This window comes from Legionella longbeachae (assembly GCF_004283175.1).
Lineage (GTDB): Bacteria > Pseudomonadota > Gammaproteobacteria > Legionellales > Legionellaceae > Legionella > Legionella longbeachae.
On sequence record NZ_RXNW01000001.1, the window covers coordinates 327,402 to 349,449 of the forward strand.

The following is a 22,048-nucleotide window of genomic DNA, read 5'->3' on the forward strand; positions in this document are numbered from 1 at the left end:
TTCATGGATAAAAAATTATTGGAACTATTAGTTTGCCCTTTATGTAAAGGAAAATTATTATTAAAAAAACAAGAACTAATCTGTAAATTTGATCGGCTGGCTTTTCCTATTCATGATGATATTCCTGTCATGTTGGAGCATGAAGCTCGAGTTATCCCCCTGGAAGAAAAAGATAAATTAGAAACAAAGCATTAAGGACGTTAACTCATATATTCTAACCTGCATTCAATGATTTAAAAACTTTGGTGGAATTTAATGCGCGGAGGGCTGGGTGATAATTACTTTGTTTCACCCTCGCCATGAAAAATTATTTCACTAGGGTCTGTTGACATTTCACCAGCCCCTACGTGCCGCGGCTTGTCCGCGGCATCTAGTAGATGGTCAAATTTAAATCTGCACTATCTAATTCATTGATTAATGAGAGCAAACTCATAATATAACGGTTCTCACAGCAAGTATAAAACGAGTTTGCAATGCTTAGACTTATGCTCAATGATGAGTATTGGTCAAAGCTAAGGGAGCTCATGCTACAGCATCGTATTTATGACAAGCCAAATCTTCGCATGATAATGGAGGCAATGTTGTATCGCATGCGAGTTGATTGCCCTTGGCGCGACCTGCCAGCAGAATTTGGATGCTGGAATTCAATCTATCAAAAATTTAATCGATGGTCATCAAAAGGTAAATTGATGGCGATATTCAAATCACTTTCTCAAGAGCCAGATCTTGATTGGGAGTTTATTGACGGCGGTATGGTAAAAGCGCATCAACACAGTGCAGGAGCAGCTTCTAATGAAAATCAAGCTATAGGAAAATCTAGAGGCGGCAATACAACAAAAATTCATATGGCTGTTGATGCCTATGGCTTACCTATTGATTTTGAAATAACAGGTGGTGAAGTGCACGACTGTAAAGTGGCACCAGAATTTATCGAAAAATTACCTACGGCGGGCCACACTGTTGCTGACAAAGGCTACGATAGTGACGAAGTAAGAGATACAATTCAAGACAATGGAAAATAAATTTAATCGAGGGACTTAATCCTGATTGGCGCGATCTATATAAAGAAATTTGCCAATGATTTAGATCCACTAGATGCCGCGGACAAGCCGCGGCACGTAGAGGGCTGGTGAAATGTCAACAGACCCTAGTTTGTGATACTCTTGCACTTATAAAAATGGATTATTGCTTGGTGATGTATTTTTTACGCCAAAACAATAAAAATGCAGGAATCATCATCAATACAATTCCCATCGAAAAGACAAATCTAAAATGTGATGCGCTGCCAAAATTCATAAATTCAACTGGGGGAATGAATCCTACTATTAAAGTCATGGTGCAGCCGCATAATCCTAAAATACACGTTAAATAATAGCCGATTTTTTTTCCGGGTATCGCAAAAGGCCTTTCAATATGCGCAAATTTACTTTTTAATCTCCATGCAGCGATAAACATCAAGACATACATCATAATATAAAGCTCTGTACTTAATGCTGTAAACAACCAATAAATAGCATTCACGGTTGGAAATAATAAAAACCCACTACAAAGAAGGGTTACCAGGATGGCTTGAATAATTAAAATTCTTGAGGCAACACCACGCTTATTTAGTTGACACAAAAAATTAGGCAAGAAATTGTGGTTGGCTGCCATAAGCAAGCCTTTGGCAGGTGAAATAATCCAATTAATCATACTTCCTAAACTGCCTAATAACAAAAGCACTATAAGAATAGGGAGTAACCAGGTTAAGTTATAAGCATGTAAAAAATTATTAAAGGCTTGTAATACGCCATCAATAAGGCTTATTTTTTCTTTAGGAAGTACAAAAGCAATTGCTAGAGAGCCAAATATCATTGTGGTTAAAATCAATAATACAGAAAAAAACATCGCTCGAGGAAAGTTTTTCTGCGGGTTATCCACATTACGAACGTGAACTGCTGCAAGCTCCATACCTAGAAATGAAGTCATAATTGCAGTGAGTGATACCCATGATTGACTGTCACTCCATTGGGGCAGTAAATGAGTCAGACTTAAATTAATTGCTATGGGATTGCCTTTAATGACCCAGACGGCTGCAAGAAAAATAATAAATCCCATAGGAATAATCATTCCTAAAATGGCGCAAAGACCTGCAAAATTCGCTGAAGCGCGTAAACCCGATAAAGCAATAAACGTGAGCGACCAAAAGATAATGAGAATAACGGAAATCAAATAGTATTTATTTTGCGCAAGTTCGGGGTTAATTAAATAAGCGAGTACCCCTGCAATGAAGGATAAAATGGTTGGATACCAGACTAAAGTATTAATCCATTGTAACCAAATGGTAAAAAAAGCGAGATTTTCACCGTAGGCATGTTTTACCCAACTGTAAATTCCTCCTTCTTCATCAGACCAGGTTGATGATAATTCAGCTGAAACTAATGCAACCGGGATTAGGAATACAATTGCCGAAAAAATAAAGAAAAAAATTAATGAAGAACCGAATAAAGCTGTTCCTGGCAAGTTTCTGATGCTATCAATTGCACCAGTAATCAATAAGACCAAAGCAAGGACAGATATTTTTTCAGAAGACCAATTGTTCATTAATTAATTCTATTTGTTAAAATGCTATACATTATATAGGAAGTTATTGATTGATGTTACATTTTTTTATCCTGCCCATGCATCTTTATTCATTTTTAAGAAAATTAACTATTCTAAAAAATTTTTTTGTGGGTACCGGATAAGGATTTTATTAGATCCTGTGTTTGCTTGATTCCGTTCTGGCTGAGGGGTACTGCCATTGACTTGGGATTTGTCGTCGTCCTCGCGAAAGCGGGGACCCATTTTGATAAGACACAATGTTCCAATAAAAATGGATTTCCGCTTTTTTCGAAAATGACGAACCAGTAATGATTCACTATCTTGGCGAGGTCACGACTCGTCCTTTTTAAATCCGCCCTTACATGCTGGAGATTGCGTAACAGTTTTGTTTCTTTTTTCCCATTCATCAGGAGTAAACAAATGCATGCTTAACGCATGTAATCCAAGTTCAAATTCTTTGTAAAGCAACTTATTTAATAACCTATGTCGAGCAATTCGCGATAAGTCATTGAAATGAAAGGATACAACGGTCACTTTAAAATGGGTTTGTGCGCCTTCAGGCACATGATGATTACCTGACTCATCCTCTACATTTAAATAAACAGGTGTTAACTCCTGATGTAATAATTCTTCAATACGGTTTTTACGCGACATATTTAACTCAACATTTATTATTGTTCGATTGATATTATATCTTAAAAGCCACTAGAACCGGGCTTTTAAGATATAGGTAGATTAAGAACGGCAATTCGCAGGGACATATCGATTATTTGTAGCAGGATTATTAACTGTACAAGTCCACGTAATTGCATCGGTTGGCGGAGCGCCGGCCTGTAAAGCATTACCGCCAGATCGAGGCGTTAAAGTAAGTGTAATACCCTGCGCTAACGCAGTGTAAGTTATTGTAATTACGCCAGTCCCATTGTCTACAGCGATATTGTTAACGATAGGTGTCTGTGCAGGTGCGACCCAGCCTTGACTTAATTGGGCAGCACCGCTTGATGCGTTTTCAGAAACTGTAGTTTTTGCTGCGGAGGCAAGGCTTAATCCTTCCGTAACGCGAGCTCTTACTACATAATCCTGATAGGCCGGAATAGCTATTGCGGCGAGAACACCAATGATTGCCACTACTATCATCAACTCAATTAAAGTAAAACCTTTTTGCTTCATTGTTAGCTCCCTAATTAATTACATCCATAAATATATAAATCGATCACAAATAGGTCATACAACGATACAACTAACCTTATCCTGGTAGAAAAAGATAAAGTCCTATTTGATCTTTTTACGTTATGCTAAGTTTAGCAGAAATCCTTTAAATATGTATTATATTTACATTTATTGTTTTGATTTATGTTTAAGTTAAATATAAATATTTTTGGAATAACCTAGAGTAAACGGGTGAAGCATAACCGAAGATGAGTATAAATAATACTCGGTTATGCTCGCTCCTATAAGTTAACTATTTGCCTTGAAGTACTTTGGGTACTAATTTATTTTTTAAACGAACATAATCAGGAAGTCCATTTACATAATCAGGATAAGCTTCGCCTTGAATCAATGGCGACAAATAGCGTTTGCATGCTTCTGTGATTCCCATTCCATCAGCAGCAATGTATTCTTTAGGTAAAGCTTTCTCTTGATTGGCAACATCTGCCAAGGCTGCATGACCAATAGACCATTGATAGGGTTCATCTTGTTCGCGTACGATAATGGGCATAACAGCATTGTAGCCTTTAACGGCAAATTCTACGGCGGCTTTGCCTAGGGCATAGGCCTGTTCCAAATCAACTTTAGATGCAATATGTCGCGCTGCTCGTTGTAGATAATCAGCAACTGCCCAGTGGTATTTATAATTAAGCTCGGTTTTAATGAGTTGAGCAAGAACTGGGGCAACGCCTCCTAATTGGGCATGTCCAAAGGCATCTTTTAATCCTGCATCACTTAAAAACTTACCTTCTGTATTTCGAATTCCTTCTGAAACAACAACAACGCAATATCCATAAGTTTTGACGCATTCATCTACTTTGCTCAAAAACCTTGCTGGCTCAAAGGCGACTTCAGGTAACAAAATAATATGGGGTGGCTCTTCAGGATTTTGGCTGGCTAAACCACTTGCTGCTGCAATCCATCCTGCATGTCGTCCCATGACTTCGAGAATAAAAACTTTTGTTGATGAGGCAGCCATAGAGGCAACGTCGAACCCTGCCTCTCGAGTAGATACGGCAACATATTTCGCTACGGAACCAAAACCTGGACATGCATCTGTAAAAGGAAGATCATTATCTACAGTTTTTGGTATGCCAATACAGGTGATGGGATAACCCATATTGGCACCCAATTGTGATACTTTATAGGCAGTATCCTGGGAGTCACCACCCCCGTTATAGAAAAAATAACCTATATTATGTGCTTTAAATACTTCAATGAGTCGCTCATATTCAGCCCCGTCATTTTTTAGTTTGTAACGGCAAGAACCAAAAGCACCGGAAGGGGTTTGTAATAACTTAGCTATATCTGCGTCACTTTCCAGTGATGTGTCAATAAGCTCTTCATTTAATGCCCCGATGATTCCATTTTTGGCAGCATAGACCTTTCCTATGTGTTGAGGATAGAGTTTAGCTGTTTGGATAACTGCACAAGCGGAGGCATTAATGACCGCCGTGACACCTCCTGATTGAGCATATATCGCATTTTTTATAGTCATTTTATCTCCTTGTTCATTTGAGATGCGCATATGTATTACGCTAAGTTTTTATTTTTTGATTTTCGTATTCACTAATCACCGCATCGATGCTTTGAATTAATTCTGCGAAAGGCATAGCTAACTCTTCGATTGAAGCAGCATGCGCAGCAAGTTTTTCAACCTGAACTACTTTTTTTTGTAACGTGGGAACACCACTAAAACAACATGCTCCATGAAGTTTATGCGCCACTTCGCCCAGTTGCTTCACATTTTTTTCATGCATTAATTGGATAAACTCTTCACGATTTTTAAGCAATTCTTCTACAAACCGAGCAAGAAACTCTTCAGCAAGTGATTGATTTCCTGAGGCTTTTTGAATACATAGTTGCCAATCTATTGCTGAGTGTTTTGCTTTATCTGCAATACGTAAAATTTGAATTAATAATTGTTTTTCGTCTATAGGCTTTTGCAAACAAAAATTTACACCAGCTTTCTTTAAATCAATATCATTAACATCTCTACCATTTGCACTAATCAATACTATTGGTGTATGACGATTAAACTCTGATTTTTGGCGGATAAGTCGAGCAGCTTCCAAGCCATTTATTTTAGGCATACGCAAATCAAGCAAGATGAGACTGAATTTCTTTTCATTACACACCGATACGGCTATTTCGCCATTATCAACGGATGTAATGTTGGAACGAGTCCCTAATAAAGAATCAAGAAGCATTTTATTTACTGGATTATCTTCAGCTATAAGAAGATCAGGATGTAAGAAACGTAATTGTTCCCTTAAACCTTCTAATTCATGGTTAACCGACTTTTCAATATTTTCCTGATTTGTTAATGACTCAATAATATCTTGGAGTTTTTGGATGCTAATGGGTTTATATAAAAATCCCTGTGCTCCAAGTGCTGCATAATCATTGATAAGCCATTTAGAGATTAATACATAGGGAAAATAATTATGTTCGGCTATTAGCTTGGTAATTTGCTGTTCGTAGCCTTTATTGATATTAAGAAATGCGATTTGGCAGTCTTTATTGTCTTTCAGCTCTTTCGCGAGTTGATTGAGTGAACTTACAGCGATACATTTTATTCCCCAATATCCTAAGCCATTACACAGGGCTTCCAATTGCATTGGGTTATCGTCAAAACAAAGCATTTTGAAATGCGCAAAAGGATGCACTTGATTTCTTTCAACTTCATAAGCAACCAATTTTTCAACCTTGATATAAGCGGTAAATACAGAACCTTTGTTGAGTTCGCTGGCGAAAGTAATACGGCCTTTCATTTCCTCGCAGAGTTTTTTGCAAATTACCAAGCCAAGTCCGGAGCCCCCATAACGACGGGTAATACTTGTATCTGCTTGATTGAAGGCTGTAAATAATTTGCTTTGGTCTTCAGGAGAAATACCTAGGCCTGTATCAGTAATTGTAATGCATAAAGTGTAATCTTTTTCCGTTTCCTGCTCCACATTGGTACGGATTAATACATATCCATGATCGGTAAATTTAACAGCATTAGTTACCAGGTTGCTAATGAATTGTTTCACCCTGAAGGGATCCCCTAAAACAATTTTAGGTACGTTTAGTTCTGTTATAGGAATTAAGTCGATTCCCTTCTTATGGGCATTAGGTGCTGCAAGAGCGAGTACTTCATCAATACAATGGCGAATATTTAACGGAATACAATCGAGATGAAGTTTTCCTGCATCAATTTTTGAGAAATCGAGAATATCATTGATAATCCCTAATAAGTCTTGTGCTGATGATTTAATTGTTTTTACATAATCCAGTTGTAATGGATCGAGTTTACTTTCAAGCAAAACGTTAGTAAAACCAATAACTCCATTCATCGGCGTACGAATTTCATGGCTCATATTGGCTATGAACTCAGATTTTTGCCGACTTTTTTCTTCAATTTTTTTCTTTTCGAGGGAGAGTTCAATATTTTTTTCTTCCAAGAGTTCCAAACTTTGTTGTAAATCAGCCGTGGCTACCTCAATGTGGTGGTTTAGATCACGTATCGTTTCAAGGTGTTTTTTTTGCAAATGGGAACATCCCTGTTCAATTATGCCTAATTCACCAGAGCTTGTTGTTTTTATTTCTGTTTCAAACTCGTTACGCAAAATTTGTTTCATGCTTCGTCGTAAACGAGAAATAGGTAAATAAATTTGTTTGGAGAGAAAGTAGTGAATGGTTAATCCTACTAATAACCCAAATAAAGTAATGAAAATAGTGACAATAAGCATCTGATAACGTTTGATTATCATTGAACGAGTATCAATATCAAGAGACAACCACCCAAGAATGTCATCAGCACGGGATGCCATGGGACTTAAAATATTTTTAAAAGAAGAATTGGAATACAAATTGAATTTTGGAATCGTAACCGGCGCGATAAAATTAATAGTAAAGGGGTTAATTTGTTTACTTTTGATGTAATCCCCGGTGAATTTAGGTGCAGTAAATGGTTTGTTAAGCGAATGTTTGCCACCACGATAAGCAAGGAGTTGACCGTCGCTACTATAAAAAGCAAGTGCTTTAACTTCGGGGTTGATTGTAGAGGCATTGATTAGGCCTTGTAAGGTTCGATCGTCCCCACGCAGCATAGCATACTGGGCAGCCGGAAGTAATTGCCGGATATATGCTTCACCAAGGCGAGACATGTGTTGTTTTAAGTCATTACCAAACAACCCATTATAAAAAATGGCAAGGAGTAGGGCGACGAGAAAAACAGGAATTAAAGTAGTAATTCGTAGTTGATACTTTATACCAATGCTTTTCAAGATGATTCACCAGATGGTTGGGATATTATATTTAAGCGCATTGGGAAAAAACGAATCTTCCCCTTTCACCCAGACTATAAAGTCAGTTATTATAGCCCGATTATTTTATTCCTTACAATGTGGAAGTGATTATGACTGTTAGAACCCGATTTGCACCTAGTCCAACTGGATATTTACATGTAGGTGGAGTGAGAACGGCTTTATTTTCATGGCTTTATGCAAAACGTCATCGAGGTGAGTTTATTTTGCGCATCGAGGATACCGACCAGGAACGTTCCACTCAAGAGTCTGTCCGCGCCATTTTAGATGGTATGGCTTGGTTAGGTATGGATTATGATGAAGGACCTTTTTACCAAACGAAACGCTATGACAGATACAATCATGTGGTACAACAGTTATTAAATGAAGGTAAGGCATACCGGTGTGAATGCAGTAAAGAACGCCTGGAAGCTTTGCGAGAGTCTCAAATAGCAGCCAAAGAAAAACCTCGTTATGATGGCCATTGTCGCAATAAAAACTTACCTGCTTCTGATGCTCCATTTGTCATTCGCTTTAAAAATCCAGATCAAGGTACCGTATCTTTCCACGATCAGGTTTATGGTGAAATACACGTTGCGAATAGTGAACTGGATGATTTAATATTGATACGTTCCGATGGGCATCCTACCTATAATTTTGCGGTGGTGATCGATGATTTAGATATGAATATCACCCATGTAATTCGAGGCGATGATCATATTAACAATACACCAAGACAAATCAATTTATTTCAAGCATTAAATGCACCTATCCCTGTATTTGCCCATTTGCCAATGATTTTAGGGGAAGATGGCAAGCGTTTGTCCAAACGCCACGGCGCAGTGGGTGTATTGCAGTTTAAAGAATTAGGTATTTTACCGCATGCATTGTTAAATTACCTGGTGCGTTTAGGTTGGTCACATGGGGATCAGGAGATTTTTAGTATCGATGAGATGATAGCCTCTTTTGATTTGAAGAATGTGAGTCGAGGGGTTTCAAGTTTTAACTACGAAAAATTATATTGGCTTAATCAACATTATCAAAAGAATGATCCGGTAGAGGATGTGGCTGAAGCGTTACATTGGCATTTCGAAAAAGAAGGAATTAAACTAGATAAGGGGCCATCATTAACTGATTTAGTGCCTATCCAGGCTGAGCGATGTAAAACTTTAGCTGAAATATGCCAAATGAGTACGTATTTCTATACTGATTCAATTGAATATGACGAAGCCGCGGTGAAAAAACATTTGAGGCCTGTTGTTTTAGAGCCATTAACTGCGCTTTATGAACGCTTAAATGCAGTAGAGTTATGGGAAAAGGAGCATTTGCAAGAATGTATTAATGATATCAGTGCACAATTTGATATCAATATGGGGAAAATTGCTCAACCCTTACGAGTAGCAGTAACTGGTTCGGGTATGTCGCCACCAATTGATATGACCTTGATGCTATTGGGTAAAGAAAAAGTATTAACTCGCCTTGCCTATGCGTTAGAACAACTGAAAATAAGATCGGGTGCCCAGTTATGAAATTAAAATTACCTCAATTTGGTTTAGCGTTAACCTCATGTTTTGCTTTTTATATTTCACCAGTGTTCTCTGCTACCCCTAATACGTCAAATAATTTTAATCAGCAGTTTCAAAAGGAAATCAATGATTATTATGAGAAGTATCATGAAAAGGAAAAATTTACAGCGATTGCCGCCTCAGTATTGATTCCTCAAAATCGGACAAATAACAAGCAAGAAATTCAAACTGTAGTACATGGTACTATTGGTTATCCTCCTTTATCCCAGCCAATTACTCCAAACAATTTGTTTGACATTGGCAGTATTACTAAATCATTTACCTCGTTACTATTATTGCAATTGCAAACAGAAAATAAATTAACTTTGGACGATAAATTAGGTAAATGGTTGCCGCAATACCCAAATTGGAAGGATGTAACTTTACGTCAATTATTAAACATGACTAGTGGCATTCCAAATTATTCTGAAGATAAAGAGTTTTCGAAAAAAATGGAGGCTCATTTAGATACAGTTTGGACTGATGAAGAATTACTTGCTTATGCACATCCTGAAAAGCCACTTGTCGCTAAAAAAGAAAATCAATTTGAATACTCTAATTCTAATTACATTTTGGCCGCATTGGTTATAGAAAAAGTCACTCAAGATACCTTTGCAAACCAACTAAAGCTACGAATTATTAATAAAGAAAATGGGTTAAATAATATGTTTTACCCAGCAGGCCCGGATGGACAAGCGGTTACAAAAGCAATTAAGGATCTAAGGGTCCATGGTTATTATTACGATGAAGAAAAGGATAAACTGATTGATACAATTGGAAATGACTTGTCTTGGGCTGGTGCAGCTGGAGCTATAGTAGGCAATACTGAAGATGTACTGCATTGGGTGCAATTGCTTTATCATGGAACCTTAATTAATCCAATTTATAGAGAAAGCTCTTTGGCTGAATTAGAGTCCGTTGTTTCTATGAAAACTGGGAAAACAGTTCCTGAAGTAACAGAAAATGATCCGCTGGGGTTTGGTTTGGGTGTGGCTTCTTATTACGATAAAGGACTTAAGCAACGTTTTTGGTTCTATGAAGGCAGTACCTTGGGGTTTAGGTTCACCTATACTTGGCAGCCTTGTAATAATGTGACTACGGTTGTCGCTTTAAATAGCAAAGGGGGAGAGGGAGATCCTGATTCTAAATTGGGTGATGCAATTAAGCAGGCGAATGTCAATTTATATAAAATTATCTTGAAAACTTATCCTGAATTAAATTGTATTGGTGATTGATGCTTATTGTATGAATGATAAATCACGAGCAAATTTGTAATCAATTGTTACTACAGAGTGTATTAAATAAATACATAATGTGGTTTTTTATTTGTATTTTTGCTAGAATTTGCTCGTTTAAGGCTAAATATGCTCAATTATGTCAATTATAATTAATTCTAAAACGGATAAATTTTTTATTTCAATCAATAAAAAGGGCGTTCATTCATTTATAATGTTGGGCATTTATGACCAGAATAGAGCCAGACATTTATTATGCCGTGTCGGAAAATTTGGTGATAATGACGATAAAGAGCCAAATTACGCTTTAGCGATAAAATTTCTGTGTAATGCGCTTTTTTATAAGAATAAAGCTAAGCTAGGGGATGAAGGTATTACACGAAATGCTAAAGGATCAACCCCTATAACGTATCAAGCTTATGATATTACGTATGACCAATATTTGGAATTTATACAAATATTAGAATCGTTACAAACGGATAAAAATAAGTTCTTTTGTTATAAGCCTATGGCCACAAACGGCAATGAGATTACCCTGGAGCTTAGCACTGATTTAATTTTTCCTCCTCAATCAAAAAATAAGATCAAAGAAAATGTCAATGAACTACACGTTGGAAATACGTGCAGACATTCAGCAATAGCCTTGGTAGAGGCAACACAGCATGCACCAGTCACCTCTATGGTATCTTCATCTTTTTTTATTGGTTTACCTTATAGCACTGTATTAGATTATGGTAAACCCAGTGAAAATATTCCATTTTATGTTTTACCTGCTCCTCCCATTACTTTTTCTGAATTAGGACTAACCAAGACAAAAATAATTACTAAATTATACCAACGCATGGAACGCATGTTATTGCTTGAAACAAATTCTCAATCGACCCAGGATAAGTTTTTGCGTTTAAAGGAATTGTATTTGAATATAGTAGGCTCACAGAGACAATTGTCTCTTTCTGAATTACTGCAAAGTATCCAAACCTGGAAACAAGATAATGAATTCATACTTACTGCTTTACGGAAAAGATATTTTTGGGATTCATTTTTCACCCGAAAATCGGCTACTATGAGTTTAATTGAAGAAGTAGAGCGTGATCTTCAAGTAGCAAAAAAGTATAACTTTTAGCTTTTTTGGTGTGAGCACATTTATATTGATTATAACGTTTGTCATAAGGAGTTGAAAAATGAAGCTGTATTATACTAAATCCGCATGTTCATTAGCAGTGCGCATTGTTCTTAATGAGTTAGGGCGTACTTTTCAGGAGGAAGAAGTTGATTTAAAAGCAAAAAGAACAAAAACAGAGGAAAATTATTTAGAGATAAATCCTAAAGGTGCTGTTCCTGCGCTTCGTTTAGATAATGGTGATGTCCTTACTGAAAATCAAATTATTCTGCAATACTTGGCAGATACCACACCTGGTCAAAAGCTTTTAGCCCCTGTAGGTGATCTCATGCGTTATCATACCCTTGAATGGGTCAATTATATTGCAACAGAATTACATAAAACGGTAGGTATGTTTTTTCATCCTAATTTACAGGAAGAAACAAAAAGTTTGTTTATGTCTCTAGTCATGGCAAGATTGAACTTCATTAATGAACATCTGGCCAAAGGTCCATACTTAATGGGGGAGCACTTCACTTTACCTGATGCTTATTTATATGTCGTTTTAAGATGGGCCCATTATTTTAAAATGGATCTTTCAGCCTATAAATATTTAGAACGGTTTATGAACGTTGTGGGTGATCGTCCAGCTGTTGTGACTTCGTTACAACAAGAAAAACTGTGATTTGACGTTCGATTTAAAAAAAGTATTCTTTTTTAAGTCGGGCGCGGTTAGGTTAATTTATTGTCGGAGATAAGCGTGTCTGTAAAAGCTGATTTTCAAGGTGGGTTGGATCTTAATTTTTTTGCAAAACGTGAATTTGAACCCACCGAAGGTGTGGCGCTTTCAAAACAGGCACCTATTATAGCTCGAAATGCAGCGCGCTTTTTGATGATGGGATGGACTGATTCGTGGACTCAATTTTTGACCCCAACTGTACTCCATGCTGTTTTTGTAAAACGGGATCATGAGTTATTAAGGGAATTACGCCTTGCTTTTCAGCAAGGCTTTTTTGAAATTTTTGAGCAACTAAAAGAAAAAGAACTTACTGAAGAACAAAAAGAACAAGTTCAACTTTATCTAAGTAATTGTTTAACCTTGTTGCCTTACGGTGATTTAACTCCCTATGAATCAATTAAAATTCCTCAGCACATTGAAGGGAAATGGGAGATGGTTGAATATCAAATTACCCCTATTGAGTTAACAGAAGCATCCGGTTGGCGACGCTTTTTCATACAGGACAAAGATCGTGTTTTTGCATATGGTTTAGAACCTCTTTTTCAAAAAAGAGCTGAATCTCATTTAATTTTCATGGGCACTACTTATCCTGCTGGTCAAGGTTTTGTGCCGCAAATTAATACTGATTCCAAAGGTTTTGAAACGGTAGGTAAATCTTTATATCGAACAGGTCGAGCAAGAATTCAAGAGTGGTTATCCCGGCAAGAAAATAGTATTCATGTGTGTGGCGTGAGCTTAGGGGGATCGCTAAGTTTATTACTTGCTATCGATCAAGGGAATTATAAATTATCGAGAGTTGACGCATTAAATCCTGCAGGACTTCATGATGCTTGGTCTAAAAGTCGATATGACAATTGGGATAGCCTTAATGATAAACCCAGGGTAGTAGTACAAAAACAGGGGGATGATCCCGTTTCTGCTTTTGGGATTTGGAAAACAGATTGGGACATTTTCCATGTGATTCCGCCTCAAGATAAACGTGGTCCTATTAGTTTTTGCGATCATTTTCTTAATTATGCTGGTTTTGCAGATACTCAATTTGAGTACATCAAAGCAGAACAAGATAACTCCAAACGTTTGGCACGTAACTTTTGGCTTTATTCTCTTGGTAGAGGTCTGATTTATTATTGTTTTCTTACACCTTATACTTATTTAGTGCGTCCTTTAATTAACCTGGTGTCACATAACTGGCTATTGTCAGCGCACATAGCGACATTTTGTATCGCTGCAGGTCTTACGATTGCTGGAATTATACCAGGAATCGTTTTTTTAGGAGTTGCTGGCGGTTTATTAGCAAGCAGTCTCATTTGTTCCACACTAACCTTTATGAAAAAGGACTCAAAAGAATCCACTACTAAGAATCAGTATGTAGAAAAAGGTCTTGCAGAGTTACATGATCCATCACTACCAAGAAATCCAAGTCTGGATATCTATAATGAAGATAATGCGGTAGAGGTTGATTTTACTTATCAGCAAATACATACTTATTACCAGCTAATGCGAACCTTGAAAAACAAGAATTTTATTCCATGTGAAGAAAAGGAGAGCAAGCATGTAAAAGGAATAACCAAAAAAGCATTACTGGAAAACAGCCAAAATCCAAAATATGCAGATGTAGTTATTTCTTTTAAGGTAACTAAGGCTAAAGCTGCGCACATGCAACATACTTTGTCTTTTGTGCAAAAGTTAGGTTCTGATAATGAACAATTAAAGTCGATAGTGGAAAAAAGTTATTCAAGCTATCGTATCGGCAAATATGCCTAGGAAACAATAAATTTCGAGTGCAGCACAGAAAGTCTTGGAAAAATATTATTTATTGCTTTAAGTTCTCTTTGATAAGAACATGAGCCTAGAGTTTTATCTTTGATAATGAATGAGCCTAATATTATTAACAAAATGAACACGGAGGTTTATTTTGCTTACTGGAACTGTTTTTAAAGGAGGTCTTGACCTAAAGTTTTTTGAACAAATGGAGTTTGAAGATATAGATGGAGTAGAATCCCCTCACCAGGACGCAATTTTGGCGCGTAATATACTGCGTTTTTTTACAATGGGGTGGACAGAATCCTGGACTCAATTTTTGACACCATCCGTTTTTTATTCCTTTTTTGTACAGCGTAATTCCAACTTATTAAAGGAAGTACGTTTTGCCATGCAACAAGGTTTTTTGGAACTCTTTAAGCAGTTATATGGTAAAGATTTGAATTCAGTGCAACATGAGCAGGTTCAACTTTATTTGAGTAACTGTTTGTGCATGCTTCCCTATGGTGATTTAACTCCTTATGAATCCTTTAAAATTCCTCAGTATATCTCAGGGTATTGGGAATTAGTTGAGTATCAGGTGACTCCAATTGAGCTCACTGCAACATCAGGTTTACGTAGTTTATTTATATACGACCATGACCGAGTTTTTGCTTATGGCTTGAAGCCTCTCTTTCACAATAATGCAGAATCTCATTTAATTTTTATGGGCACAACTTATCCTGCAGGGCAAGGTTTTTTAACTCAAATAAGAACCGATGCGAAGGGAGTTGAATCAGTAGGTTCTTCCTTGTATCAAATGGGTAGAGAAAAGATACATAAATGGCTAAATCAGCAGGAAAATACCATTCATGTATGTGGAGTAAGTCTTGGAGGAGCATTAAGTTTATTGCTTGCTATCGATAACGGAAATTACACATTATCAAGAATTGATGCGTTAAATCCGCCTGGTCTTTATGAACCTTTATTTAAAAATGAGCATGATTATTGGGATGAATTAGACGAAAAGCCAAAAGTAGTGATCCAAAAACAAGGTGATGATCCGGTTTCAGCATTTGGACTCTGGAAAAAAGAGTGGGAAATTTTGCTGGTGACGCCACCTAAAAACAAACAGGGACCTAATGCTTTTTGTGACCATTGTCTCAATTATGCTGGGTTTGCAGATACCGAGTTTAGATATGTTGCTGCAGATTACGATAATTCCAAACGAAAAACATCCTACAATTTAATCAATGCCCTAGCGAGATCCATTATTTATTATTATTTTTTAGTTCCTTACACTTATTTTTTTCGTCCGATTACTTATTTTGCCTTCAATAAGTTATTTACAAAAGCTGATAATATGACCTATAAAGAAAACTCTGAACTGGCTAAAATTCATCAGCCCATGCTTTTAAGAAACGCCCCCATGGATATGTATCATATTAATAATTCAATCGAAATGAGTCTTACTTACAAACAAATCAATACTTATTATAAAGTGATGCGATGTTTGGTGAAGAAAAAAGAATATATATCGAATCAAGAATCTGAAAGCAAACATGTTAAAGGTGTGAGTAAAAAGACTTTATTGGAAAAGAGCTTACAATTTCAAGAGTTGGATAGCGTTGTTTCCTTTAAAGCAACCAAAGCTAAGGCGGCTCATATAAAACATACGCTAACCTTGGTTCATCAGATAGGTATTGATAATCAGGAACACTTAAAACAAATTGTGGGAGAGAACTATCAGTCATATCTCCTTGGTAAGAGTCAGGGGTAAATTGTAACAGGGAAATTACACGCCCATTCACTTAAGGAACTTGCTATTGCTTTTCTAAGCGCATAGGCGTTAATTTAAGAAAGAATCGACTGCTCTGTGCGACAGCGAGGGGGCTAAAAGAAAAATACTTGCTCGAAATCTCATCTAACAGCATTCCTTTTAATAGAGATCCCTCTGCTTTCACAGAGGGTGAAAATACTCTTATTTATGAGACTTGCTTTTAACAAGTTGTCTGATTAGATTCAGACAACTTTTCAAAAGCGATAGATAAGATGTGCTGCAACAGAATAAAGAAAAGGATAATAGGCATCTACCGGACTAAGCTGTGATTCACCATAACCGGCAGTAAAATTTCCAGCTATTTCACCCATAATGTGTTCTGTAAAATTATAGTTTACTCCAACAGTAAAAGTAGGCCCAGGGTTCCAATCGTTAACTACAAGATCTCTACGATGAACCCCCGCGACTCCAGCACCCGAGAAAATTTTCATGTTAGAATGAGGAACAGGTACCATCAATTTACCAATTAAACTGAGTGTTTCGGTATGAGTGGTCAAAGTTTCAGATCCATCATGAAAAAAACTGAAGAGGCTTAGGGGATCAAAATGAACGTTTGCGTCAGCAAAGTGCATATAACTTGCTTCAATTGCAAAATAATGCGTAAACTCATATCCTGCCATAACGCCCCAAGCGCTGCCTCCCTCTTCAACTTCTATTGGAGTGGATAACATCAATGCTGCATTTTGATTTTCTTTAGATGGAACTAAACCATCCCATGTAGTTGATCCATAACCAGCGATGGCACCAAAATAAAAAGGATGGCGCACGGGTGTTTCTTGATGTGCCAAACAAAAAGGCCCATACAACGAGAGGCAAACTAATAGTGATAACTTTGATTTTTTGACAAGCACAATAAATACTCTAAGAAATTATATTAATTAATCAGAATTTGTGTTGGGCCTAAGCCCAACTATGAAATGGCGCTTTGCTGAACAAGAAATTTAAAACCTCTCGCATACAGTAGCGCAGCGTATTTTTGTATCAGCATTATGTTGTTCACCAGTACCTGACTTATAACATGTCCAGTTAGCAATACAATCTTCAGGCGTGGTTTCCTTTTGAGCTAAGGGTGAGCATGCTTTCTCCAACGTACCATAAATATTTATCATTTGTTTATATAAAAACTGCATGTTTTGACATATGTATGGAGGCAATCCTTTAGCAGTACAATGACAATTTGCAGTTGCTTTAAAAGAAGAGCAAAAATTTGGGTGATCGATTGGTAACGCTTTACCACAGGCAGCTGAAAAAGTAACAGAGCTAAATATAAATAATAATCCTGCAAAAATTGTTCTTATCATTCTTATTCATCCTCATATAGATTAATAACTGCGGTTACTGTATCAGAAAAATAAGTGTCCTGCAAAAAGAAATCTTTGATGTGTGGATAAGTGAAGCAGACTATTAGGCACTAAATTTTAGGCAGGATTCGATCCAGCCATTTGGGTAAATACCATACCCAATTTTTAAAAATTGCCATTGTTGCAGGAACTAAAAAGCTCCTTATTAAAAACGCATCAACAAAAATAGCTACCGCGATCCCCAGGCCAAATGCTTTAACCATCAATACATCAGCGACTAAAAAAGAGCAGCTTATTACTATAACGATAAGTGCAGCACTAGTAATAATGCGACTGCTTTTTTCAATTCCGAAGATAATGCTGTTATTATTATGCTTGGTTAACTGGTGAGCCTCTTTAATTCGGGATAATAAGAATACTTCATAGTCCATAGAAAAACCAAATAAAGCACAAAATATAATCACTAATAAACTGATATCCAACATATTTTGGGGCTGAAAATTAAGGATTTGAGAAAAATAGCCATCTTGAAATACAAGTACCAGAGCTCCATATGAGGCGCAAAGGCTCAACAAAGTCATAATAATTGCTTTTAGTGGTAAGAATATTGACCGTAATAACAAAAGAAGTATCAAATAAGAAAAAACCATAATCCATAAAATGGAATAAGGAAGAAAATGATAGATACTTTTCAGCACATCGCTATTACTTACAGCCGTTCCAGTGAGTTCCATGGTTAGTCCTGGACCAACTTTCATATGATATAATTGAGTAATCAGTTTTTTCGTCTCCGGCGAGTTCGCAGGATATTTGCTAACAACCCGAATTACTGTCAAATGCTTGGTTGTTGTCGTCTCTAACAATCGTCTTACTTGAGAATCGAGTAATTTTTTATTCATGTGATATAGAGTGTAATATTGGCTTTTTTTCACATCTGAATCACTGCTGATGATGCCATTAACTTCTTTGACTAAAGGATTTTGCTCTAGTTTATGGACGAAATCATATATCTTAGACAGATTGTGGCGAGATAAAATAGGTGAGGAAGGGGATTCAACTACCAAAACAATAGGATTAAGTTCTTCAATATTAAATTTTTCTGCGTAAGTATCATAAAAAGCCCTATTTTCCGAGTTTATAGGAAATATTCGGTAATCTGATATTCCAAAATTGGCTTTTAAAAATGGATATCCCAGTAATAATAAAAATATAAGTATGGGAAAGAAAAATCGATAAGGATGGTTAACCACTCGTTCTGCTAGCCAACGCCAATAACTGGAATGGTTTTTATTTCTAAAGATACGTACGGAGAGGAAATTTATTTTTGTTTTTAAAACAGCAAGTATTGCTGGTAAAAGAATAGTCGAAATTAATACGGCATAAAATACTGCTGCCAAGCCACCTACAGCAACCGAAAAGAGGATATTAACCGGAAACAGAAATAAGGCACTAAGACTTACAAATACAGCCAAGCCACTAAAAAAAATTGCTTTTCCCGCTGTTTCTTGACTTGTTCCGATGGCTTCTTCGACACTCGATCCATTTTTCAATTCATCTCTAAAGCGACTGATGAAAAATAATGAATAATCCAGACAAAGACAAAGCCCTAACAATAAAGCAATATTAATCGTGAATATAGAAAGGGTAAAAAAATGGCCTAAAAAGTACAGGGTAGTCAAAATAATTAATGCACAGCCTCCTCCCAATATAATGGGGAGAGTTGCCGCTACTACGGAGCCGAACACGACGACTAAGGTAACGATCGCTACGGGTGTAGCAATGAAATCTGCTTTATATAGGTCTGTTTGTGTTTGTTTGTTTACATTTTGAACAAAAAGAGGCTCTCCTCCAATTTGCATGGTCATATTGGAGGGTTTTTTTATGGAATCTTTAAATTGTTTTAATAGTTGATCATTAATTGGTTTGTTGGTTTTTATTATGATTACGGCATAAGCTGTATGTTTGTCTTTAGAGATTTGATGTTTATCATCAGGGTAAATTATTTCATGCTTAATCGGAAAATCTTCCAGCTCGGATAATGATTGCTTCATTTTTTTCTTAAACAGAGTGCGAGTGGCTAAAAGTTTGGGACTGTGATACATGACAATAAATTGATTTTTATCATCATAACCAAGCTTCTTATCCATATAGAGTTCTGCTTTCGCACTCTGCGAGGTTTCATCAACAAAGCCCGTTGTTTTAAAAGGAGCGATTATGTGCGGCAAAAAGGGAATACAAGACAAGACGACGAGTACCCAAAAAATTATAATGGGCCAACGTAATTTATTAATTAACTTTCCTAATCGGTATGACAATGTTTTTTTTGACATTTTTCTAGCCGGAGTTTCCAAACTCATAAAAATTAATGACTCTCTAAATATATTAGTATAAATTAATCAGTATGTGTAAATTAATGAGAAAATGATACTTATGCATCATTATGATGATTTAATCAATCTTTTTGAGATTTGTTTTGCTAAGGAATACAACACAAAACTTGTAAAAGGTAATGATGAGCCTATTTATTTACCCGCGGATGCAAAGCGCCCCTTCCATGCTATATGTTTTGCCCATGGTTTTTTTAGTAGCGCCTTACATGAATGTGCTCACTGGTTAATTGCTGGGGAAGAACGTAGAAAATTGGTTGATTTTGGTTATTGGTACATGCCTGATGGGCGTAATGAAGAGCAACAAGCAATGTTTCAATGTGTAGAAGTAAAACCACAAGCACTAGAATGGATACTTTCCAAGGCTTCGGGTTATAAATTTCATATAAGTATTGATAATTTAAATGGTGCTGAATCAGATACAATATTATTCAAACAATCTGTATATCAACAGGTGATACATTACTGTAAACACGGCTTATCACAACGTGCAGAAAAATTTCGAGTTGCTTTGTGTCGTTTCTATAATCAACCTCTTGTTTTGAAAGAGAAAGATTTTTCTTTAGACGAGTTGCAATAGTTATCGCAGTGCATCAAATAATGTATCAGGCGTTCCTGAAGATGGGCTAATTATCATTTCTGATGTGCATTTATGGGTTTATTATGAGGATCATGAAGCCTATGTAGAAGCTGCTTGCCGTGAAAAGCGTTTCAAAAATTGGCGCAGACAATGGCAGTTAAATAGGATTGAGGAGATTAATCCAGAATGGCGTCATCCAGATGAAGAAATCTGCCATTGATCCAGAGAGCGCCTGGATGCCGCAAACAAGTCGCGGCACGTAGGGGGTAGGGATGAATTGTCAGCACGCCTTAATGTGTTTGCGGCTTATTCCTAATGATGGAGCACAACACCTGTGGTCCAATCCAGATTTTTTATTGAAGAAATATAATTTACAGGCTGGGTGGCAGGGATCCCATAACCGTCAACCATTAATGCATGATAAAATGCAGGTAAGAGACAGAAAGATTCTATATACTCATTATCAGGAAATTGAGTGCTCAGACCGTCCCATTGTTGATGACAAATCAAAGAGTTTGCCTGTTGTAATAAATCCTGATTGGTAATTTTATTATTTTGAAATTGGAATGGTTCACTCTCAACAAGATTAGCTAATCCTCCGATAGCGTACCACTTGTTAACAGGATTGGCATTAAGTGTAGGTTGTACTTCGTTTTGGACTTTGTGCACATGGTTGATTAATGAAGATACCTCCTGCTGACATTCAAGAGCATCCCCTTGTCCCAAGTTGCCACCCGGAAGAGGATAGCCGTCTGCAAAGCATGCGTTTGTATCAAGCAACTGATGTGTTACCTCGTTTTGTCCGAGTCCAAGAAAACTATGGACGAACAAATTAATATGTTTGCCATAAAGATCTAATTCTACCTGTGAATTATTATTGGTTTTTGTATTTTTTTGTATCGGGAAAGCAACTTGCACCGAAGCTCCACCAATATCCATGACTCCGATGGGTTTGGCTGAGGGTGATTTAAGTGTACCAATATGATAATTTACAGCAAGCCAATCGTATAAAGCTTCATCGTTCCCAGTAATGGTTTTTGCTTCAATAAGTTGCCATACACGATTTTGGTTAAACCAGCTTTGTATTTCTTTATAGTAAAATTTCTGTTTGGTTTGCGGTATAAGACGCATTCCACCAGTTGCATAAAAATAAACAGGAATTTTTTGCTCAGGAGCTCCGGAGAAGAGGATGGTCAGATAGGCATCTATAGTATTTTGATTCGCTTCGATTGTTGCAAGACCCGGTTTGATTTTGTTAGACCATATTTCATGAATTTGCGACGGGCTATTGGTTTCATCTAGATCATAGGCAAAAATATGTGCTCTTGAGCCGGTACTTCCTGCATCAACCACCGCAATACATTGATGTTCAGTACATGAATCAGGTTCAGCATAAACATCGATTACTGCAAAAATAAAAGAAATAAAAAACCAAAAACAGCGCATAGCTAAAGAACCCCAGCAAAAGTTTCCAAATGATA

17 protein-coding genes and 1 pseudogene are annotated in these 22,048 nt (G+C 36.8%); 9 read left to right on the top strand and 9 right to left on the bottom strand.

Annotated elements, in window-relative coordinates:
• Positions 1–3: 3 nt before the first annotated feature.
• On the top strand, positions 4–195 hold the full coding sequence (locus EKG34_RS01315; protein WP_012979013.1) for a Trm112 family protein: 192 nt from the start codon (positions 4–6) through the stop codon (positions 193–195).
• Between the two features lie 278 nt (positions 196–473).
• Positions 474–1,010 (top strand): annotated as a pseudogene (locus EKG34_RS01320) (IS5 family transposase); the annotation flags it as partial.
• Positions 1,011–1,182: 172 nt separating this feature from the next.
• On the opposite strand, the gene EKG34_RS01330 reads toward EKG34_RS01320, so the two are convergent.
• From EKG34_RS01330 to letS, 5 genes are all read right to left on the bottom strand, one after another.
• Positions 1,183–2,583: an APC family permease gene (locus tag EKG34_RS01330; protein ID WP_003632056.1), complete on the bottom strand. Its 1,401-nt coding sequence runs from the start codon at positions 2,581–2,583 to the stop codon at positions 1,183–1,185.
• A 330-nt stretch (positions 2,584–2,913) separates the two neighbouring features.
• A complete protein-coding gene (locus tag EKG34_RS01335) occupies positions 2,914–3,237 on the bottom strand; it encodes a BolA family protein (protein ID WP_003632054.1) in 324 nt (107 codons plus the stop codon).
• A gap of 81 nt (positions 3,238–3,318) precedes the next feature.
• Entirely contained in the window at positions 3,319–3,753 is a 435-nt protein-coding gene (locus tag EKG34_RS01340; protein ID WP_003632053.1) for a pilin, read from the bottom strand.
• Positions 3,754–4,045: 292 nt separating this feature from the next.
• Positions 4,046–5,290 (bottom strand): 6-phosphofructokinase, encoded by a 1,245-nt coding sequence (locus EKG34_RS01345; RefSeq protein ID WP_003632052.1) that lies wholly within the window; start codon positions 5,288–5,290, stop codon positions 4,046–4,048.
• A gap of 40 nt (positions 5,291–5,330) precedes the next feature.
• Entirely contained in the window at positions 5,331–8,066 is a 2,736-nt protein-coding gene (letS, locus tag EKG34_RS01350) for a two-component system sensor histidine kinase LetS (protein WP_085956275.1), read from the bottom strand.
• Positions 8,067–8,194: 128 nt separating this feature from the next.
• Here letS and gltX point away from each other — a divergent pair, with 128 nt between their 5' ends.
• The 6 genes from gltX (at position 8,195) to EKG34_RS01380 (ending at position 16,239) form a co-directional block, all read left to right on the top strand.
• Positions 8,195–9,610, top strand: a complete 1,416-nt coding sequence (gltX, locus tag EKG34_RS01355) for a glutamate--tRNA ligase (protein ID WP_003632050.1) — start codon at positions 8,195–8,197, stop codon at positions 9,608–9,610.
• Positions 9,607–10,881 (top strand): serine hydrolase domain-containing protein, encoded by a 1,275-nt coding sequence (locus tag EKG34_RS01360; protein WP_003632048.1) that lies wholly within the window; start codon positions 9,607–9,609, stop codon positions 10,879–10,881. Before gltX ends, EKG34_RS01360 begins: the two co-directional genes overlap by 4 nt.
• Positions 10,882–11,020: 139 nt before the next feature.
• Complete coding sequence (locus EKG34_RS01365) at positions 11,021–12,004, top strand: hypothetical protein (protein ID WP_003632046.1); 984 nt, start codon at positions 11,021–11,023, stop codon at positions 12,002–12,004.
• A 58-nt stretch (positions 12,005–12,062) separates the two neighbouring features.
• Positions 12,063–12,665: a glutathione transferase GstA gene (gene gstA, locus EKG34_RS01370; protein WP_003632045.1), complete on the top strand. Its 603-nt coding sequence runs from the start codon at positions 12,063–12,065 to the stop codon at positions 12,663–12,665.
• A gap of 75 nt (positions 12,666–12,740) precedes the next feature.
• A complete protein-coding gene (locus EKG34_RS01375; protein WP_003632044.1) occupies positions 12,741–14,483 on the top strand; it encodes a hypothetical protein in 1,743 nt (580 codons plus the stop codon).
• 151 nt (positions 14,484–14,634) lie between these two features.
• Positions 14,635–16,239, top strand: a complete 1,605-nt coding sequence (locus EKG34_RS01380; protein WP_003632043.1) for a hypothetical protein — start codon at positions 14,635–14,637, stop codon at positions 16,237–16,239.
• A 254-nt stretch (positions 16,240–16,493) separates the two neighbouring features.
• Here the strand turns inward: EKG34_RS01380 and EKG34_RS01385 are convergent, their stop codons facing one another.
• The 3 genes from EKG34_RS01385 to EKG34_RS01395 all read right to left on the bottom strand — a co-directional run bounded on the left by EKG34_RS01385 (position 16,494) and on the right by EKG34_RS01395 (position 19,930).
• On the bottom strand, positions 16,494–17,150 hold the full coding sequence (locus EKG34_RS01385) for an outer membrane beta-barrel protein (protein ID WP_003632041.1): 657 nt from the start codon (positions 17,148–17,150) through the stop codon (positions 16,494–16,496).
• Positions 17,151–17,240: 90 nt separating this feature from the next.
• Positions 17,241–17,600, bottom strand: coding sequence for a hypothetical protein (locus EKG34_RS01390; protein WP_003632040.1), 360 nt, complete (start codon positions 17,598–17,600; stop codon positions 17,241–17,243).
• A gap of 110 nt (positions 17,601–17,710) precedes the next feature.
• Positions 17,711–19,930 carry an MMPL family transporter gene (locus EKG34_RS01395; protein ID WP_105166089.1) on the bottom strand — a complete coding sequence of 740 codons (2,220 nt, stop codon included), beginning with the start codon at positions 19,928–19,930 and terminating at the stop codon, positions 17,711–17,713.
• A gap of 100 nt (positions 19,931–20,030) precedes the next feature.
• On the opposite strand from EKG34_RS01395, the gene EKG34_RS01400 reads away from it, so the two are divergent.
• On the top strand, positions 20,031–20,567 hold the full coding sequence (locus tag EKG34_RS01400) for an elongation factor P hydroxylase (RefSeq protein ID WP_003632038.1): 537 nt from the start codon (positions 20,031–20,033) through the stop codon (positions 20,565–20,567).
• A gap of 312 nt (positions 20,568–20,879) precedes the next feature.
• Here EKG34_RS01400 and EKG34_RS01410 read toward each other — a convergent pair whose 3' ends face one another.
• A complete protein-coding gene (locus EKG34_RS01410; RefSeq protein ID WP_003632036.1) occupies positions 20,880–22,013 on the bottom strand; it encodes an acetate and sugar kinases/Hsc70/actin family protein in 1,134 nt (377 codons plus the stop codon).
• Positions 22,014–22,048: the final 35 nt, after the last annotated feature.